Annotated in this window: 19 protein-coding genes, 1 tRNA gene and 1 other RNA gene; 13 read left to right on the top strand and 8 right to left on the bottom strand. The window is 56.0% G+C overall.

The window, feature by feature from the left end; genetic code table 11:
* Window positions 1-4 precede the first annotated feature (4 nt).
* Window positions 5-601 carry a peptidylprolyl isomerase gene (locus J122_RS10080; RefSeq protein ID WP_061332193.1) on the bottom strand — a complete coding sequence of 199 codons (597 nt, stop codon included), beginning with the start codon at window positions 599-601 and terminating at the stop codon, window positions 5-7.
* A gap of 202 nt (window positions 602-803) precedes the next feature.
* On the opposite strand from J122_RS10080, the gene J122_RS10085 reads away from it, so the two are divergent.
* The gene (locus tag J122_RS10085; RefSeq protein WP_061332194.1) at window positions 804-1,550 is read left to right on the top strand and encodes a hypothetical protein; all 747 of its coding nucleotides are present in this window, start codon (window positions 804-806) and stop codon (window positions 1,548-1,550) included.
* Between the two features lie 71 nt (window positions 1,551-1,621).
* Here the strand turns inward: J122_RS10085 and J122_RS10090 are convergent, their stop codons facing one another.
* The 3 genes from J122_RS10090 to flgA form a co-directional block, all read right to left on the bottom strand.
* Window positions 1,622-2,092: a flagella synthesis protein FlgN gene (locus J122_RS10090; protein ID WP_061332195.1), complete on the bottom strand. Its 471-nt coding sequence runs from the start codon at window positions 2,090-2,092 to the stop codon at window positions 1,622-1,624.
* Between the two features lie 7 nt (window positions 2,093-2,099).
* Window positions 2,100-2,426, bottom strand: coding sequence for a flagellar biosynthesis anti-sigma factor FlgM (gene flgM, locus J122_RS10095; protein WP_061332196.1), 327 nt, complete (start codon window positions 2,424-2,426; stop codon window positions 2,100-2,102).
* Between the two features lie 128 nt (window positions 2,427-2,554).
* Window positions 2,555-3,256 carry a flagellar basal body P-ring formation chaperone FlgA gene (gene flgA, locus J122_RS10100; RefSeq protein WP_197463836.1) on the bottom strand — a complete coding sequence of 234 codons (702 nt, stop codon included), beginning with the start codon at window positions 3,254-3,256 and terminating at the stop codon, window positions 2,555-2,557.
* A gap of 192 nt (window positions 3,257-3,448) precedes the next feature.
* On the opposite strand from flgA, the gene J122_RS10105 reads away from it, so the two are divergent.
* From J122_RS10105 to J122_RS10125, 5 genes are all read left to right on the top strand, one after another.
* A complete protein-coding gene (locus J122_RS10105; protein WP_061332198.1) occupies window positions 3,449-4,378 on the top strand; it encodes a chemotaxis protein CheV in 930 nt (309 codons plus the stop codon).
* Window positions 4,379-4,415: 37 nt separating this feature from the next.
* Complete coding sequence (locus J122_RS10110) at window positions 4,416-5,243, top strand: CheR family methyltransferase (RefSeq protein ID WP_061332199.1); 828 nt, start codon at window positions 4,416-4,418, stop codon at window positions 5,241-5,243.
* 3 nt (window positions 5,244-5,246) lie between these two features.
* Window positions 5,247-6,428 (top strand): MFS transporter, encoded by a 1,182-nt coding sequence (locus J122_RS10115; protein ID WP_061332200.1) that lies wholly within the window; start codon window positions 5,247-5,249, stop codon window positions 6,426-6,428.
* Window positions 6,429-6,437: 9 nt separating this feature from the next.
* Window positions 6,438-7,334, top strand: a complete 897-nt coding sequence (locus tag J122_RS10120; protein ID WP_061332201.1) for a LysR family transcriptional regulator — start codon at window positions 6,438-6,440, stop codon at window positions 7,332-7,334.
* A 94-nt stretch (window positions 7,335-7,428) separates the two neighbouring features.
* The gene (locus tag J122_RS10125; protein WP_061332202.1) at window positions 7,429-7,794 is read left to right on the top strand and encodes a hypothetical protein; all 366 of its coding nucleotides are present in this window, start codon (window positions 7,429-7,431) and stop codon (window positions 7,792-7,794) included.
* Between the two features lie 77 nt (window positions 7,795-7,871).
* Here the strand turns inward: J122_RS10125 and J122_RS10130 are convergent, their stop codons facing one another.
* Window positions 7,872-8,525, bottom strand: a complete 654-nt coding sequence (locus tag J122_RS10130) for a cupin domain-containing protein (protein ID WP_061332203.1) — start codon at window positions 8,523-8,525, stop codon at window positions 7,872-7,874.
* Window positions 8,526-8,544: 19 nt separating this feature from the next.
* The gene (locus J122_RS10135) at window positions 8,545-9,075 is read right to left on the bottom strand and encodes an isochorismatase family protein (RefSeq protein WP_061332204.1); all 531 of its coding nucleotides are present in this window, start codon (window positions 9,073-9,075) and stop codon (window positions 8,545-8,547) included.
* A 167-nt stretch (window positions 9,076-9,242) separates the two neighbouring features.
* Here J122_RS10135 and J122_RS10140 point away from each other — a divergent pair.
* The 3 genes from J122_RS10140 (at window position 9,243) to J122_RS10150 (ending at window position 10,240) form a co-directional block, all read left to right on the top strand.
* A tRNA-Ser gene (locus tag J122_RS10140) sits at window positions 9,243-9,333 on the top strand.
* A 31-nt stretch (window positions 9,334-9,364) separates the two neighbouring features.
* Window positions 9,365-9,505: non-coding RNA, RtT sRNA (locus J122_RS10145), on the top strand.
* 330 nt (window positions 9,506-9,835) lie between these two features.
* A complete protein-coding gene (locus J122_RS10150) occupies window positions 9,836-10,240 on the top strand; it encodes a DUF1330 domain-containing protein (protein WP_058091156.1) in 405 nt (134 codons plus the stop codon).
* A 41-nt stretch (window positions 10,241-10,281) separates the two neighbouring features.
* Here the strand turns inward: J122_RS10150 and J122_RS10155 are convergent, their stop codons facing one another.
* Window positions 10,282-10,617: a branched-chain amino acid transporter permease gene (locus tag J122_RS10155; RefSeq protein ID WP_061332205.1), complete on the bottom strand. Its 336-nt coding sequence runs from the start codon at window positions 10,615-10,617 to the stop codon at window positions 10,282-10,284.
* Complete coding sequence (locus tag J122_RS10160; RefSeq protein ID WP_061332206.1) at window positions 10,610-11,314, bottom strand: AzlC family ABC transporter permease; 705 nt, start codon at window positions 11,312-11,314, stop codon at window positions 10,610-10,612. The genes J122_RS10155 and J122_RS10160 overlap by 8 nt, the downstream gene beginning before the upstream one ends.
* 157 nt (window positions 11,315-11,471) lie before the next feature.
* Between J122_RS10160 and J122_RS10165 the strand changes: the two genes are divergently transcribed.
* The 4 genes from J122_RS10165 (at window position 11,472) to uvrC (ending at window position 16,036) form a co-directional block, all read left to right on the top strand.
* Window positions 11,472-13,091: a methyl-accepting chemotaxis protein gene (locus tag J122_RS10165; protein ID WP_061332207.1), complete on the top strand. Its 1,620-nt coding sequence runs from the start codon at window positions 11,472-11,474 to the stop codon at window positions 13,089-13,091.
* 73 nt (window positions 13,092-13,164) lie between these two features.
* Window positions 13,165-13,425, top strand: a complete 261-nt coding sequence (locus tag J122_RS10170) for a hypothetical protein (protein ID WP_058091152.1) — start codon at window positions 13,165-13,167, stop codon at window positions 13,423-13,425.
* Window positions 13,426-13,533: 108 nt separating this feature from the next.
* Window positions 13,534-14,193, top strand: coding sequence for a UvrY/SirA/GacA family response regulator transcription factor (gene uvrY, locus J122_RS10175; RefSeq protein ID WP_058091151.1), 660 nt, complete (start codon window positions 13,534-13,536; stop codon window positions 14,191-14,193).
* On the top strand, window positions 14,177-16,036 hold the full coding sequence (gene uvrC, locus J122_RS10180) for an excinuclease ABC subunit UvrC (RefSeq protein ID WP_061332208.1): 1,860 nt from the start codon (window positions 14,177-14,179) through the stop codon (window positions 16,034-16,036). Before uvrY ends, uvrC begins: the two co-directional genes overlap by 17 nt.
* Window positions 16,037-16,038 lie beyond the last annotated feature (2 nt).

A 16,038-nucleotide genomic window follows, 5' to 3' on the forward strand; every position in this document is an offset into this window, starting at 1 on the left:
GGGCTCAGTCTTCAATATTAACCAGAGTCACTTTCTCGATCACGACGGCCTGAACCGGAACATCCGCCATGCCCTGGCGATGTCCGGTTTGTACGCCGGCAATCTTGTCGATCACGCCCATGCCCTCGGTGACTTTGCCAAAGACCGCGTAGCCCGCACCACGCACACCAGCATTCAGGAAATCGTTTCTGGCGACGTTAACAAAGAACTGAGAGGTTGCTGAGTTTGGGGAGCTGGTTCGGGCCATGGCCACGGTGCCCCGAAGATTAGGCAGGGTTGCTGAGGCTTCGTTAACGATGGGGTTTTTGGTCTGTTTGCGGGCCATGGTTTCGGTTAATCCGCCGCCCTGAATCATAAAGCCGGGAATCACCCGGTGAAAGATCGTACCGTCGTAGAATCCGTCTTCGACATAGGAGAGGAAATTCTCCACGGTTTTGGGGGCTACGTCAGGGCGCAACTCAAGCTCAAAGGCCCCTTCAGAGGTAACAAAGCGAACCTTCGGCAGTTCTTCGGCCTGAATAGGAGTGGCCAGCATCAGGGCAGCGATGGCGGCAAACAGGACGGACATCACAGTTAATACGGGTTTTACGGTATTTGTCATTTCAGAGGCTCTCACAGTTTCAGTTGTTATCAGGAATCCTGAGACAATCCGGATAGAACAAAATTAGCGAAGATCTTAACAGATCCTTACCTGAATAAGTGCAAATCAGAACAGCGTAGGCCAGGGGATTGGGCTACGCTTTAATCATTATCAATACCGGGCCTGGTTGTACGGTGATCACTCTGAATGCGGGAGGAGCCTAGTGAGAATCCGTAAGGGGTTTGAAGAAAAGTCCCGGCTTGGCCGGTTGTTGATCAATCGTGGCTATTTGTCGGAAGGTCAGCTGGACGAGGCGTTGTTGTTGCAGCGGGAAACCGGGCAGCGCCTGGGCGAAGTGTTGATCGCCGCTGGCTGGGTGACTGACAAGGAACTGCATCGCGTTCTCAAACACCAGGCCCGTTATCGTAATGCGGCAGCGCTGGTTACCATGGTGACGTTGCCGTTTCAGCCGTTGGTGTCGCTGGCGGCCGGCAATACCAGCGCGGCATCCATGCCTGCGCAGGCCGGTCAGTTATATGAAAAGGGGGGCTTTGCGCCTCTGTCTGACAGCGATATGGCCGGCGTAACGGCTCAAAGCAGTGTGGGCTTGCTGGAGCGTATTGAAACGGTTGCCGCAATGCCGGGAAATGCTGGCGGCGCGGTTGATGACCCGGAACTCGCCGGACTCGATTCAGTAGAGGGAATCAAGCTGGCCGCCAACATTTTTGTGCCAGTGCTCAGTTTCCTCGATTCCGACCTGACCATCTCTGGTGTTCACTACAGGGAGGGTGAGCCCCGCTATTCCATTCGAGAGGATGGCGCCTTGAGGCTGGCGTTTCCCGAACGGATTGAGGAGATCCGGATGGACAATATCCGCGTGAGTGGCAATCAGAGTCCATCCATGGGGAACGTCAGCATTCACAACATACGGTTTCATCCGGATTCCCAGATGACGATCTACACCCGTTAATGAACGGGTAAGGTGAATCTAACGAAAAACGCCCGGATAGCTCATCCGGGCGTTTTTGTTTGCCGGGTCGGTCAGGCGCTGGCCAGAATGTTGCCGCTGGATACACTGGTTTGTTCGCCCTTGGCGCCATAAAGCTTCTGTTGGGCAGAGGCGCCACGGAAGATGTCCGTGAGCCTCGTCAGGCGTTTTTGAAGGTGTCCGACAACACGACCGTTGTTCTGGTTCAGTTCCTGGCAGGCACGAAGGCGCCCATCGGCGGTTTTCCAGAGTTGGTAAAGGTCTTCCATACCACCGGCACGGATAAACCTCGAGGGCTCGCCGGCATCCGGTCGGTACCCCATGTTCACCAGCAGGCGGATCTTTTGTTTCGCACGCTCACGGATATCCGTCAGGATGTTGTTTTTCTGAGTGGTGATTTCCTGGAGCGGAGCGATGTCGGAGGACGCCAGGAGTTGTTTTTCCTGGTTGAGAAGATCCGCCAGGGTTTCAAGCTGGCGGATGTCTTCTGAGAGAAGGGTCTTCAATTCAATGATTGCAGCCATGTTTTACTCACCCGAAAATGCTTTTATCCATCTCAAGCATTTTCTGGGCCAGTTTCTCTGCATCAATTTTGTAGGTGCCATCTTCCAGTGCTGCGCGAATCTGCGCAATGCGGTCGTCGTCCATTTCCGGGTAATCGCCCAGTTTCTGTTCCAGGTGCTTCAGGTTTTTGGCCTGATTGCTGAGACTGACGTTGTCGCCGCGGGCAGCCGTGCTTTGAGCCTTTGCCTGCTCTCCAGCCGTGGAGGGCGTACTCTGGCTACCTGTTGCTTTGTCGGCCGTGGTTCTGGTGGTGTTGACCTGGCCGGGGCCAATTCCATTTAAGTCAACTGACATAGGGATACCTGCTTGCCTGTGGCCACCTTCAGAGGCGGCGGAATCGAGTTTATATCTGCTTATCGGCAGCGTTTAGCCGACCTTTAGAAAAAAACGGAAAAAATTTGCCGCTGGGCACGGATTTTCCGTTACATGGCAATTTCCACCCGGCCAGGAGCCGTGACCGTTGCCCGAACCGTGCGTGCTGATTGCAGATTCTCAACCATCACTTGCTCGCCGACACTGGCACTGGCCAGCGCCTTGCCTCGGGAACTGACCGAGAACACCGCGGATTTGGCGGTGATGATAACATGATCGCCCCGCTCAACGGCATTGGGAGCTTCGAGCAGATCTGGCGTCAGCAGCGACCCTGCATTAACTGGTCGCCTCACCAGCATGCCGGATACCTGTTCAATATCTGTGAGAATGCCCCGGCGGCTGGCGTTGATCTGCACCTGTTTTTCCTGCAAAAGTTCACCGCTGATGCGCTCACCGCGGGCCAGAGGCCGAGCCGCCACAAGGGCAGGGCCGTGTACTTCGACACTGGCTGTGACGAACATCCGCCATGGCCGCTCCCCGGCACAGGACACCATCACCGATGGCGATGTGGTACGTAGGGGATCGTTGGTAAACGCGGTTTCGAGTGCCTGTTCGCAAGCAGCCAGGCTAAGCCGGCTGTCGATGCTGCCGACGGTGAAGTTCACCTCGTACTGTTGCTGGCGCTGCTCGTCGGCCCAGGTTTCGATAAATTGACCGGCGGCATCGCGTATCTCGCTTGCAGTGGTGGCCGCAGCCGCGGCATTCAGGCCCAGGGTCGATAGGCAAAAGGTCGCTAAAAAGATGGTTCGCATCTGCACTGCTTTGTCCTATGCTGTCAGTTAGGCATATTTACGCGAGTTCCGTTAAGGAAAATGGCGCTGGGGCCGTTAACCCTGATTGGACACCCGGCGTCAATGTTTTGGTCCGGGTTCGCGTAAGCAAGTTGTTTAATAATAACTGAGCAAATTCTGTGCCGATCGTTGGCATGCCGGGAGTAGAAAGTTATGGCAGGGGTGTTGGACAGCGTTAACCAGCGTACGCAGCTGGTTGGTCAGAACCGGCTTGAGCTGTTGTTGTTCCGTTTGCGGGGGCGGCAGCTATACGGGATCAACGTTTTTAAGGTGAAGGAGGTCCTTCAATGCCCGAAATTGTCATCGATTCCTAACAGCCGCCAGGTGGTTCGGGGCGTGTCCCATATCCGTGGCGAGACCATCCCCATCATCGACCTGAGCATGGCCATTGGCATGGCAGGCATTCCACAGGAAGAGCTGGCAACAAGCTTTGTCATCATTACCGAGTACAACCGTAAAACTCAGGGCTTTCTGGTGACTGGTGTCGACCGGATCATGAATATGAACTGGGAAGATATCCTCCCGCCACCCAAGGGGGCTGGCAAGGATGTGTACTTGACGGCGGTCACCAAAATTGAAGACAAACTTGTAGAAATCATAGATGTAGAAAAGATTCTTGCAGAAGTTTCTCCGCTCAGGGAAGATGTCACCGAAGAGCTGAAAACTCGCAGCGCCGAGCGTGTGCCCGGGCATTTGCCGGTACTGGTTGTTGATGATTCGTCTGTGGCGAGGCGCCAGATCGAGCGCTGCCTGACCGCGATCGGAATGGAAGTGGTCACCAAGAATGACGGTAAACAGGCGTTGAACTACCTCAAGGAGATTACGGGGGATGGTTCCACTGCCCGAGACCACTTATCGTTGATCATTTCCGATGTGGAAATGCCGGAGATGGACGGTTACACCCTCGTTACCAGAATCAAAGAGAATCCGGCGCTCAGCGGCATGTATGTGATGCTCCATACATCCCTGAGTGGCGTCTTTAACCGGGCGATGGTTCAGAAGGTCGGTGCCGATGATTTTATGGCGAAATTCAGCCCGGATGAGCTTGCCGAGCGCGTGATGGAAATTATTGACCAGAATTGATGCCTCGGCTCATGGACTTACCCACGATAGAGATCCAATGAAAGCGGAAATTACGCCTCAGGAATACGAAGCCTTCAAGACATTCCTGCAGGACGCTTGTGGCATTCTGTTGGGTGACAACAAGCAGTACCTGGTGAAGAGCCGTCTACGCAGGATTCTTGAGGAGAACAACCTGAATTCACTGGGTGAGCTTCTCGATCGCTTGAAGCGGGTGGGGCGCAGCGGCCTGCGTGAGCTGGTTATCGATGCCATGACCACCAACGAGACCCTCTGGTTTCGGGACAACCACCCATTCCGTATTCTTCAGGACAAGCTGTTGCCGGAGTTCGCCGAGCGCAATTCGCTCCAACCGCTTCGTGTCTGGTCTGCCGCCTGCTCAACCGGGCAGGAGCCCTACTCGGTAGGCATGGTGGTGGACGAATTCCGGCGCATTCGCCCCGGCAAGCTGCGTGACGTAAAGATCACCGCGACCGATATTTCCAAAAGCGTGCTGGAAGTGGCCCGGCGGGGTGAATATGAGATGATTGCGATAGGTCGCGGGCTTTCCCCGGAGCGGCAGAAGCAGTTTTTTACGCCATCACCTAACGGCGGGTGGCAGATCAAACCGCAGATCAAGGCCATGGTTGAGTTCAAAGAACTCAACTTGCTTGAGCGGTATATGCTCGGCAAATTCGATATCATCATGTGCCGGAACGTGCTGATCTATTTTTCCGCAGACCTCAAAAAGGACATTCTTACCCGCATGCACGGGGCGCTGAATCCGGGCGGCTACCTGATTCTGGGTGCCTCTGAATCCCTGAACGGCCTGCCTGATCTGTACGAAATGGTTCAATGCCATCCCGGCATTATCTACAGGAAGAAATAATTCATGCCGTTGAATGTCTGGGTGCTGGTGGCGGCCCAGGCGCTGGCCATGTGCACCGCGCCTTTTATCGTATTTATTGGCTCTATTCAGGGACGACTGCTGGCGCCTGCGCCAGAGTTGGCAACCTTGCCGGTCGGGCTGGTAGTGGTCGGCACGGTTCTGGCCATAAAGCCGGCGACATGGTTGATGGAGCGGATAGGGCGCAAACAGGTGATGCTTTTCGGCGCACTTGCAGGCATTCTCGCCGGTTTGCTGGGTGCGTACGCTTCCTGGCAATCGCACTTTACCCTGATGTGCCTTGCTGCCGTTCTGGGCGGTTCGGGCCTGGCCGTGGTGCACCAGTATCGCTTTGCGGCGATGGAGTCGGTAGCGCCGGACATAGCCGGCTCGGCAGCTGCAAGAGTGCTGCTGGGAGGCCTGGTTGCGGCCTGGTTGGGGCCTGAAGTAGCTAGCCTGGGCAGTGGGAAATCTGAATCCTTCCCGTTCCTTTACAGTTGGGTCGGGTTGGCCGTTGTTCAGGCCCTGGCGTTTATCATTCTTGCGTTTGGGTATCGCGCCAAGGCAGAGCGGGTCCCGGAAACCGTGGTTGGCGGGGGTCGCCCGCTCAGGGAGATACTGGCAAATCCGCTGGTGTGGACGGCTATCAGCGGCGCCGCCATCGGCTATGCGGTGATGAGCTTTATCATGACTGCAACCCCCTTGAGCATGACCGAAATGGCCGGGCATGATCTGGATGATGCCAAGCGGGTTATTCAGTTACACATTATGGCCATGTATCTTCCGTCTCTTATTTCTGGTTGGCTGACCCGTGTTGTCGGCATCCCCTTGATGATGGCGGCGGGATTATTGGCCTACCTGGCGTGCATTCTGCTGGCGGCCAGCGGTATCAGCTTTCATCATTATTTGTGGGCGTTACTGCTGCTGGGCGTGGGTTGGAATTTCCTGTTCGTTGGCGGGACAACCCTATTGCCCCAGGGTTACCAGCAGTCTGAGCGTTTCCGTGTGCAGGGCCTGAATGACATGATGGTGTTCACGGCTCAGGCGACAGCGGCCTTGAGTGCTGGCGCTGTACTGGCTTCGGTTGGCTGGGCAAGCCTGCTACTGGTGGCGGTACCATTATTGGTGCTGCACAGTGTGTTGATGTCGGTTTGGTTGCTGCGGTCACGAAGAGCCACCACAAACTAGGTTTACGCCATGGATCAGCTCAATCTCAGGCACCTCTATTATTTCTGGGTCATCAGCCGTGAGGGCTCGATTGCCAAAGCCAGCGAGCTGCTCGATCTTGCGCCGCAAACCCTGAGTGGCCAGCTTGCCACGTTCGAGGAATCAGTCGGAGGGCAGTTGTTCAGCCGGGAAAGGCGGCGTCTGGTCCTGACTGAACTGGGGCAATTGGTTCAGTCCTACGCCAACGACATTTTTGCACTGACTGGGGAGCTGTCTGAAACCTTGCGCCTGGCCCCCGCTGATCGCCCTCTGAGATTAGCGGCCGGCGTTTCGGCGTCAATTCATAAGCTGATTGCTTTTCAGTTGTTGCAGCCGGCTCTGAAGCTGAACAGGCGAGTCAACCTGGATTGCCGGACAGGTCGCGCGGAAGATTTGCTGCTCAGTCTCAAACGCAAAGAACTCGACGTCGTGCTGACAGACCGTATGCCTCAGACCGAAGCGGTCACAGATCGCTTCGCGGTTCATCCCCTGACATCGTCTACCATCAGTTTGTTTGCCGCCCCGGAGATGGCTGGGCGGCTTCGGGACGACTTTCCGGCCTCTCTCAATCATCAGCCCTTGCTGGCCAACGCCACGGATGCGCCGTATTTTCAGAAGTTGATGAACTGGCTGACCATCAGCAATGTCAGGATGGACCTGGTGGCCAGGGTAGACGACAGCGCGTTAATCAAGGTGTTCGGACGGGAAGGGTTGGGCGTATTTGCGGCGCCAACGGCGATAAAGGAGGAAGTGTGCCGCCAATATCAGGTGGAGGAGATTGCTCCTGTCAAAGCGGTAACCGATCAACTCTACGCCATCACCCGAAGCCGGAAGGTTGCCCATGAAGGTGTGCGGGCAATCTGTAGCGGCTTTGATCAGCCTCGATAATATCGATGATTCCTGCTCAATAAATCTTATTTTCTCGAAGTCTCTGGCGGTGCATAGTGGAATTGTGTCTGGCAACCTCTGAAGGAGTATCGCCATGAAAACCATTCACAAGTTCCGTCTTGAGCCTGGAAAAGAGCCGACCACGTTGACCCTGCGAGAGGGATGCAAGGTGGTTCGGTGCGAGTATCTGGTCGCCCAGAAGGCTGTTTTTCTCTGGGTGCAGCAGCCTCTGAGTGTTACGGTCCCGATGGTGGAACGGCAATTCAGGGTTGCCATGTCCGGCGAGCCGGTGCCAGATGCCTATGAGTACCTGGATACCGCCCTCGATCCCTTCGGACCAGAGGCCTACCATGTATTCGAAGTGCCGGCTGGTGAAGGGATGGCTATTGGTAATGGCCACGAACGATTCGGCAGTGATGAGTTTGGCCAACCCGGTTGGCGCACCAATCTCGCCTCTTAGCCAGGTGGTGTCTGATGATGTTGTAGTCGGGATAGTGCTCTATTTCAGCCCCTCTCGAGGGGCCGCTTTTGGTTAAATCAATCTAAGGGGAGGTGACCGGTCTTCACCCAGATGACCGTTTCCTGGTCAACAAACGGGTGATGCTGGCTCAGGTGTGGGCTACGTAACCAGGTTCCCTCGGGATAACGGCCATGCTCATCGCAGAACTCTCCGCTAAGTACAAAGATTTCCTCGCCACCAAAATGCCGATGGGGTTGAAATACTTCATTGGCTGGCCATTTAACCAGTGCCACATGCTCATGCTCGAACTCATGCAGCGGCATTACCTGCAGCCCGCCAATACCAGGCAACCATTCTGCGGTGTTGGTATCGACACGAACCGTGGCGGTATCCCGTTTATCAAACTGGTGCAGTTTTACCAATAAGGTACAGCCCTGTTCACTGAAGGGCGCATGCCCGCTACCCGGTGGATTGCGCAGGTAAGTCCCTGCAGGGTAGTGACCGGTTTCATCCGAGAATACCCCCTCGAGTACCAGAATTTCCTCGCCCAGTGGATGCTCGTGGCGGGCAAAGGCTGAGCCCGGCAGATAACGCACCACGCTGGTCGCGTGCCCCCGTTCGGCTTCCTCCCGGGCCAGGGGTTTGCGTTCAACCCCGGCGGCGGGGCTGGCAACCCAGGGTTGCTCGGCAGTTCGAATCACCACCCGTTGGGAGAAATCCATATTCAGCATGAACACCTCATTGGTCCGGTTATTTGATCAGCGCCTGAATATCCCGGAATCGGGGATGCCTGCAATGCACCATCCACTCGAAAGCCACCATCTCGGTAGTGACAATCCGGGCGCCACTCTGGTGCAGGCGGTCAAGCGCCACATCCCGGTCGAAGTCGTTACGGGAGCCGGTGGCATCAGCAACCACCCAAACCTTGTAGCCGGCATCCAGCAAACTCAGCGCGGTTTGCAGCATACATACGTGGGTTTCGCAGCCGCCGATGACAATCTGTTGCCGCCCTTCGGGTAATTGATCGATGAGGCCGTCCGGGCAGGCATCAAAGTGATGTTTGCCCACCGTAACGTTACACAGCTCTCGCACCGACTCAACATTCGGTCCCAGCTTTTCGGGCAACTGCTCTGTGCCAACCACCGGAACCTCCAGTACACCCGCAATGGTGGCCAGCAGGGTGCAACGATCAACCACTTCCTCGCCCTGACTTATGGCGGGCATCAGCCGTTCCTGGACATCAACAAGCAACAGCGTGGATTGTTCGGCTTTCATCAGCATGGTTATTCGCTCCGGATTAATGAATTTGACTATAAGAATGAGCAATTATCCCCGATCAAACAAATTTTTCGGGAATCTCACCGGAGACAGTTGCCAAACGCCCCCAAAACCATTAAAGTTTGCGCCCTCAAATGAGCGACGACATCGCTGATTTGAAACAGTTTATTGGAGAGGTGGCCGAGTGGCTGAAGGCGCACGCCTGGAAAGTGTGTATACGTTAATAGCGTATCGAGGGTTCGAATCCCTCCCTCTCCGCCAATATGAAACCCCAGCAGGAATGCTGGGGTTTTTTATTGGCTGTGAGGGCGGGTGAGAATCCTCGCGGGTTCGACCGTAGGCTGCGCAGCAGCCGTAGGAACGTCGGAGCATAGCGACGACGACCCCGAAGGGGAGAGGCCCGAAGGGCCGAATAATCCCTCCCTCTCCGCCAATATGAAACCCCAGCAGGAATGCTGGGGTTTTTTATTGGCTGTGAGGGCGGGTGAGAATCCTCGCGGGTTCGACCGTAGGCTGCGCAGCAGCCGTAGGAACGTCGGAGCATAGCGACGACGACCCCGAAGGGGAGAGGGCCGAATAATCCCTCCCTCTCCGCCAATATGAAACCCCAGCAGAAATGCTGGGTTTTTTTGTTTTCCTGTCGCTTATCCTGAGTCCTGCGACGTTAATCCAGAACGGGTGCAAATTTCAGTAAATTGGTTTACTGTTCGTTACACGGCTTCGATGTTCCGTAACGTTTTCACACTCATGAACAGGGACAAGCATGGCGACCATCAATCCATCTCAGGAAGAGCTCCGCAAAGTTTTGCAGGAAACCCCCAAAGATCAGCCCGTTGTGATGCTGAATCTTTTACGGTTTCGCGACCGGGCTGCTTACCAGGATGACGCTCACGATTGTTCAGGCCGTGATGCCTACAAGCGATATATGGAAGAAGCTGCGGAATGTGTTCGCACCGTTGGTGCTGAAGTGATCTGGTCGGGCCGCTCTGTAGGTTCGCTGATTGCTCCGCCCGATGAGTCCTGGGATCAGGTCTTGCTGGTGCGCTACCCGTCGATCAATGCCTTTCTGGCCATGATTGAGAGCCCGGAATATAAAGGTGTGGTCAAGCACCGCACGGCGGCGCTGGAAGATTCCAGGCTGGTTGCCAATGTTGAAGGTACGCCCTGATCTGGTATCCCGTCTGGTTAAGGAACTAGCCAGACGGGACACTACGTAAGCCAGCCTGCTTGCTGAATGGTCATGTATGCGGCAGTACCCGCGGCTATGGAGAGAAGCGCGTTACGCCGCCACAAGTGAATGATGACCACCAGCAACCCTGGAACTAAGGCGTCCAACCCTGGCGCGCTGGCGTTCCAGTTTGCCGACCTCTGAAGAAAAATCACCGCAAGCAATGCCATGACAGCTGCCGGTAGAAAGCGGCCGATATGCTTTACCAGGGGGTGCTCGGTGTGGCGCTCGAAAAACAGGAACGGCACCACACGGGTTGCAAAGGTTGCACCGGCAGACACCGCAATGAAGGCCGCCAGATAATACTGCTCAGCCATGGCTTACCTCACCGCCGTTTGTGCGCTTGTGCAGCTTCCAGTAGTGGAGCAGCAGGGTGGTTGTGACCAGGGTAATCGCTGCAATCAACTGATGGGCTGGCGGTACCAGCAACATGGCCAAGCCCGCCGCCAGTGCGCCCGCCCAGAGCGGAAAAGTGTTGCCCAAGGCCTTGTATTGCTCAATGGTCAGAACGATGAACAGCGCTACCAGTGCAAACTCAATACCGGTGCTGTCGAAAGCGACCAGCTCACCAAGCAGGGCACCAATGGCGCAGCCCGTTATCCAGTAAAGCTGGTTGAACAGCGTAATTCTGAAATCAATGGCTTGCTCGTGTTGGCGATCAGGTGTCCTCGGCCTGCTGGTAAGCAGCGAGTAGGTTTCATCGGTGAGACCGAATATCAGATAGCCCTTGCGCCAACCGGCACCGCGGAACTGCCCCAAAAGAGAAAGCCCATAAAACAGGTGCCTGGCGTTAAGCACGAACATGGCCACAGCCACTTCCAGCAGTCCGGCACTTGCGGCCAGCAGGCTAACAGCGAGTATCTGGCCAGACCCTGCATAAATAACCAGACCCATCAGGGGCGCAACCCACCAGGCATAGTCCAGCTGCGTGGCGAACAGCACGCCGAAGGCCATGCCCAATGGCAGATAACCAAACAGGATTGGCAGTGTCAGTCGGAAGGCGTTCTGGTTCATTAGCATCCAAACGTTATGAAAGCGGCGATGATAGTGAATTGGAACAGGGTTTTGAAGTGCGCAAAAAGGCGCAATCAAGTATTTGACGCGAAATCCGAAATAAAAGTGTCATAAAACAGGCATACCCTCCACGGGTACCTTCCCGTCTGGAGTTGTCATGCTGTCCACCGTTCGAGCCCGCATCCTGTTCTTTGCTGTCCTTTCTCTTATTGCCGTCACAGGCCTGGCGGTTCTTTCCTGGATGATTATTCTCAAGGCCGAGGATGCCTCCGAGAATCTCATGCGCAACAATCTTCAGGACACCTGGGTGCTGATGGATCTTGAGCAGGATCATCGCCGGCTTCAGGACCTGGCTTTCAAGATAAAGGCGCAGTTACTGTTATGGGATGAGATCGAGACGGAGTTTGACTATCTGGACACCGCTTTGCGTGACCATTGGAAGCGCGTGCAAGGGGCTGAGCGTTTGCGCAACTGGGCTGTCGATCATCAAGGCGAGTTTGATCGGGTGTTGGCTCTGATGGGCGACATGGACAAGGGTATTGAAGAGAAAAGTTACTACCGGGTAGGCCAGGTGGTCGATTTTCAGCTGTTTCCTGCGCTGGAGCCAATGCTGGAGGCCATAAACCAGCAACAGGCTGCCAGTCGGGACGATGTGGCAGCTGGCGCGGACGATTTGCTGGCGTTCCTCTCGGGGCAGAGAGTTGTTCTTCTTGGGGGCTCCCTGGCGTTCCTTGTGGTGGTCGTGGCCATGACCCTGTGGCTCAGGCATTCGGTCATTTTGCGGCTGCAATACATGGAGCGGGAATTGATGGCAATGGAGGCCGAGTCTGACTTGTCACGAACGCCGGAGGTGGGCGGCCGCGACGAAGTGGCGGGCGTTGCCGGTGCGCTGGAAAGCCTCGTGCGACGATTTGAGGGTTTCATTGGCGATATCCGTCGTGCAGCGGCCGGCCTGGATGAGCGTTCTGCGGCGCTTGATGAGGGGGCTGAAGCCTTGCAGCGTGCCTCAGAGGAAACGGGACAACAGATCAGTGATGTCAGTGCGTCGATGACTTCAATTGCTGATCAGGCATCACAGATTGAGCAAGCCACAGAGCTGTCGGCAGTCACGGTCCGGCAGGCCGTGGTTGCCAATGTGGAAGTGCAGGGCGGTTTGCGGAACAGCGAGCAGGCGGCAGAGCATACGGTTGAGGTGATAGCGCGGGTTTCCGAGTCCATTCACGCCCTCAATGACTCGACGGGCAAGATCGAACAGGTAATCGGTGTGATTGCCGATATTGCGGAACAAACCAATTTGCTGGCGCTGAACGCCGCCATAGAAGCTGCCCGGGCCGGTGAGCATGGTCGGGGATTTGCAGTGGTGGCAGACGAGGTGCGCACACTGTCCCGAAGGACGGCGGAGTCCACCAGCAACATCCGCCAGTGGGTGCAGGACCTTGTAACAGGCGTTGGTAGTGTCGATGGGCTTCTGGCGGAAATGCGAGAAGCGGGGGAGTTGAACCAGAGCAACCTCTTGGCGCTTAAAACTCACCTGGAGCGACTGAAAAACCAGTTCGATGAGCTGGAGCAGCACAGCGATCATATCCGCAGTTCCATTGGCCTTCAGCACGAGGAAATCGGCAGGGTAGGCCGCCGGGCTGTCTCATTGTCTGCCAGCGCTGACACCCTGACGGAGAACGTGGACAATGCGCGTCGGGTGAGTGAGTCGCTCAGGCAGGAGTCTGTATCTATGCGGCAGCTGGCCTCCGGCTTTCGAACCCGGTATGCGGATCAATAGCATGTGTCTCCAACAACGGGGGTTCTGATCGTCGCTATAAAACCGTAACATACAGCGACTGATTGGAGGTTTTATGAGTGACGAAGCAGCGCAGCAGCCGGAAGCGGACCCCCGGGAAGAGAAATTTGTGGTGGACGCCGGGTTGCTGACCGAAGACCAGCTGCAAGGGCTGGCTGAGGAGTACTGCACGCGTTACCACGGGTTGAACGACACCGAGAATCCACTGGCAGAGCGGGAGCGGGTGCTGTCTGCCGTGCGCCGGGGCGATCTGGTGGTCTGGTTTGATCCGGTCGAGAACACGGCTGGCCTTGGCAGCCCTTCCGCCGAAGTCTGAAAGCTTTTATTGGTTTGTCTGCAGGCTTTTGCCTGCGGTGCCTACCCGTAGGCTTTTCTAAACGTTACAATCAGTCTGTTTTTTTCATACCTGATGGCGAGGTGACATTTGATCAGGGTACTGGTTGTTGATGATCACGAGCTGGTGCGCTCCGGTATAACCCGCATGTTGGCTGACAATCCCGATATTGAAGCGATTGGCCAGGCCTCATCCGGTGAGGATGCGATTGAGTTTGTGCGCAAGGACCGCCCGGATATTGTCCTGATGGACATTCGGATGCCTGGCATTGGTGGCCTCGAAGCAACCCGGCGAATATTGCGTATTGATGATTCCATTCGGGTGATTGTTGTAACGGCCTGTGCCGACGACCCATACCCCGCCCGTGTCATGCAGAGTGGTGCCACCGCTTATATCACCAAGGGTGCTGATATTCAGGAGATGGTGCGGGCTATTCGCAAGGCCCACTCCGGCCAGCGGTACATCAGCCCGGAGATCGCCCAGAAAATGGCACTCAAAACGCTGGGTGGTGACCGTGAGGAAGACGGGGAGCTGTCCCGGTTCGAGCGGTTGTCTGAGCGGGAGATGCAGATCGCCATGATGGTGGTGGATTGCCAGAAAGTGCAGGACATTTCCGACAAGCTCTGCCTGAGCCCGAAAACCGTCAACAGTTACCGCTATCGTATTTTCGAGAAGCTCGAGATCTCCAGCGATGTCGAGTTGGCACTGATGGCAGTACGGCTTGGATTGCTGGATGCCGACAAGGTCTGAACCCGAAGATACCGTCGGGATGTTTGACAGCAAAGACTTCCTGAAGCAACTGACCGAGCGCCCCGGCGTTTATCGTATGTACGATGACACCGGCGGCGTGCTCTACGTGGGTAAAGCCCGCAACCTCAAGAAACGCGTCAGCAGTTATTTCCGAAAAACCGGCCTGGCCCCGAAAACCGAGGCCCTGGTGGGCAAGATTGCCTCCATCGAAGTCACTATTACCGGCAGCGAAACCGAAGCACTGTTGCTTGAACAAAACCTGATCAAATCCCTGAGGCCGCCCTACAACATCCTGCTTCGGGATGATAAATCCTACCCCTATATCTATCTGTCGTCCCACAGTGACTACCCGTCGCTGACGTTCCGGCGGGGGCGTACCAAGAAGGGTGGTGGCACCTGGTTTGGCCCGTTCCCTAGCTCCGGGGCGGTCAAGGAAAGTCTTAATGTTCTACAGAAGGTTTTTCGTATAAGATCCTGTAGTGAAAGCTATTTTAGAAACAGGAATCGTCCCTGCCTGCAATATCAGATAAACCGCTGTACCGCGCCTTGCGTGGAGTACATCAGCCCCGAGGACTACCAGCAGGATATTCGCCACGCCAGCATGTTTCTGGAGGGTAAGAACCCGGCCATCATCCATGACCTGATGAATGCCATGGAAGCGGCATCGAAGAATCTGGAATTCGAGAAAGCTGCCGCTTACCGGGATCAGATCAACCATCTGCGCCATGTACAGGAGCAGCAGTCGGTCGACGGTGAGGGTGGTGATGCCGATGTTATTGCGATTGCCCAGGATGCCGGTGTGGTGTGTGTGGTGGTGATCATCGTGCGCGGTGGCCGGGTTCTGGGTACCAAGGACTATTTTCCCCGCTTTTCACTGGAGCAGTCCGAAGGTGAGTTGCTGGCGGCGTTTCTGGGCCAATACTATTTTGGCGGCGATACCCGCCGGGAGATTCCAAGGGATATTCTGGTGCCCGTGGCGGTTGAAGGTGAGGCGCTGCTGGCGGAAGCCCTGAGTGAGGCCGCCAATCGGGAAACCCGTATCCGTGGCAATGTACGTGGTGAGCGCCGCCGCTGGCTGGAACTGGCCATGACGAATGCCCGCCAGACTCTGCTGACCCACCTGGCCAGCAAAGAAACCGTGTACCGGCGATTGCTCGCCCTGAGGGACCTGCTGGAACTGGCAGAGACCCCGGCACGCATGGAGTGTTTCGACGTCAGCCACAGCCACGGGGAAAATACCGTCGCATCTTGTGTGGTTTTCGACGAGAATGGGCCGCTGAAGAGCGATTACCGGCTATACAACATTGAAGGCGTGACCGCTGGCGACGACTATGCCGCAATGCGGCAGGTACTGACACGCCGGTATCGCCGGCTGGTTAGCGGTGAGGGCAAGCGCCCGAGCCTGGTGTTTATCGATGGTGGTAAAGGGCAGTTGAACATTGCCCGGGAAGTGTTTGAAGAACTTGGGATCTCTGACATTCCGCTGATTGGCGTCGCCAAAGGTGTGACCCGCCGGGCGGGAATGGAGCAGCTGATTGATGCCATGACCGGCGACGTCTTTCGGGTACCGGCAGATTCACCGGCCCTGCATCTGATTCAGCATATTCGCGATGAATCCCACCGGTTTGCCATTACCGGCCATCGCGCTCGCCGGGACAAAAAGCGTCGGCAGTCCACCCTTGAAGGTATCGAAGGGGTTGGGCCCAAGCGCCGCAGGGAACTTATCCGTTACTTTGGCGGCATACAGGAAATTCGCAAAGCCAGTGTGGATGAAATGACGAAAGTGCAAGGCATCAGCAAGTCACTGGCTGAATCCATCTACGCGGCATTGCATGATGAATAGGA

The sequence above is a fragment of the Marinobacter excellens LAMA 842 genome, assembly GCF_001574445.1.
Classification (GTDB): Bacteria; Pseudomonadota; Gammaproteobacteria; order Pseudomonadales; family Oleiphilaceae; genus Marinobacter; species Marinobacter shengliensis.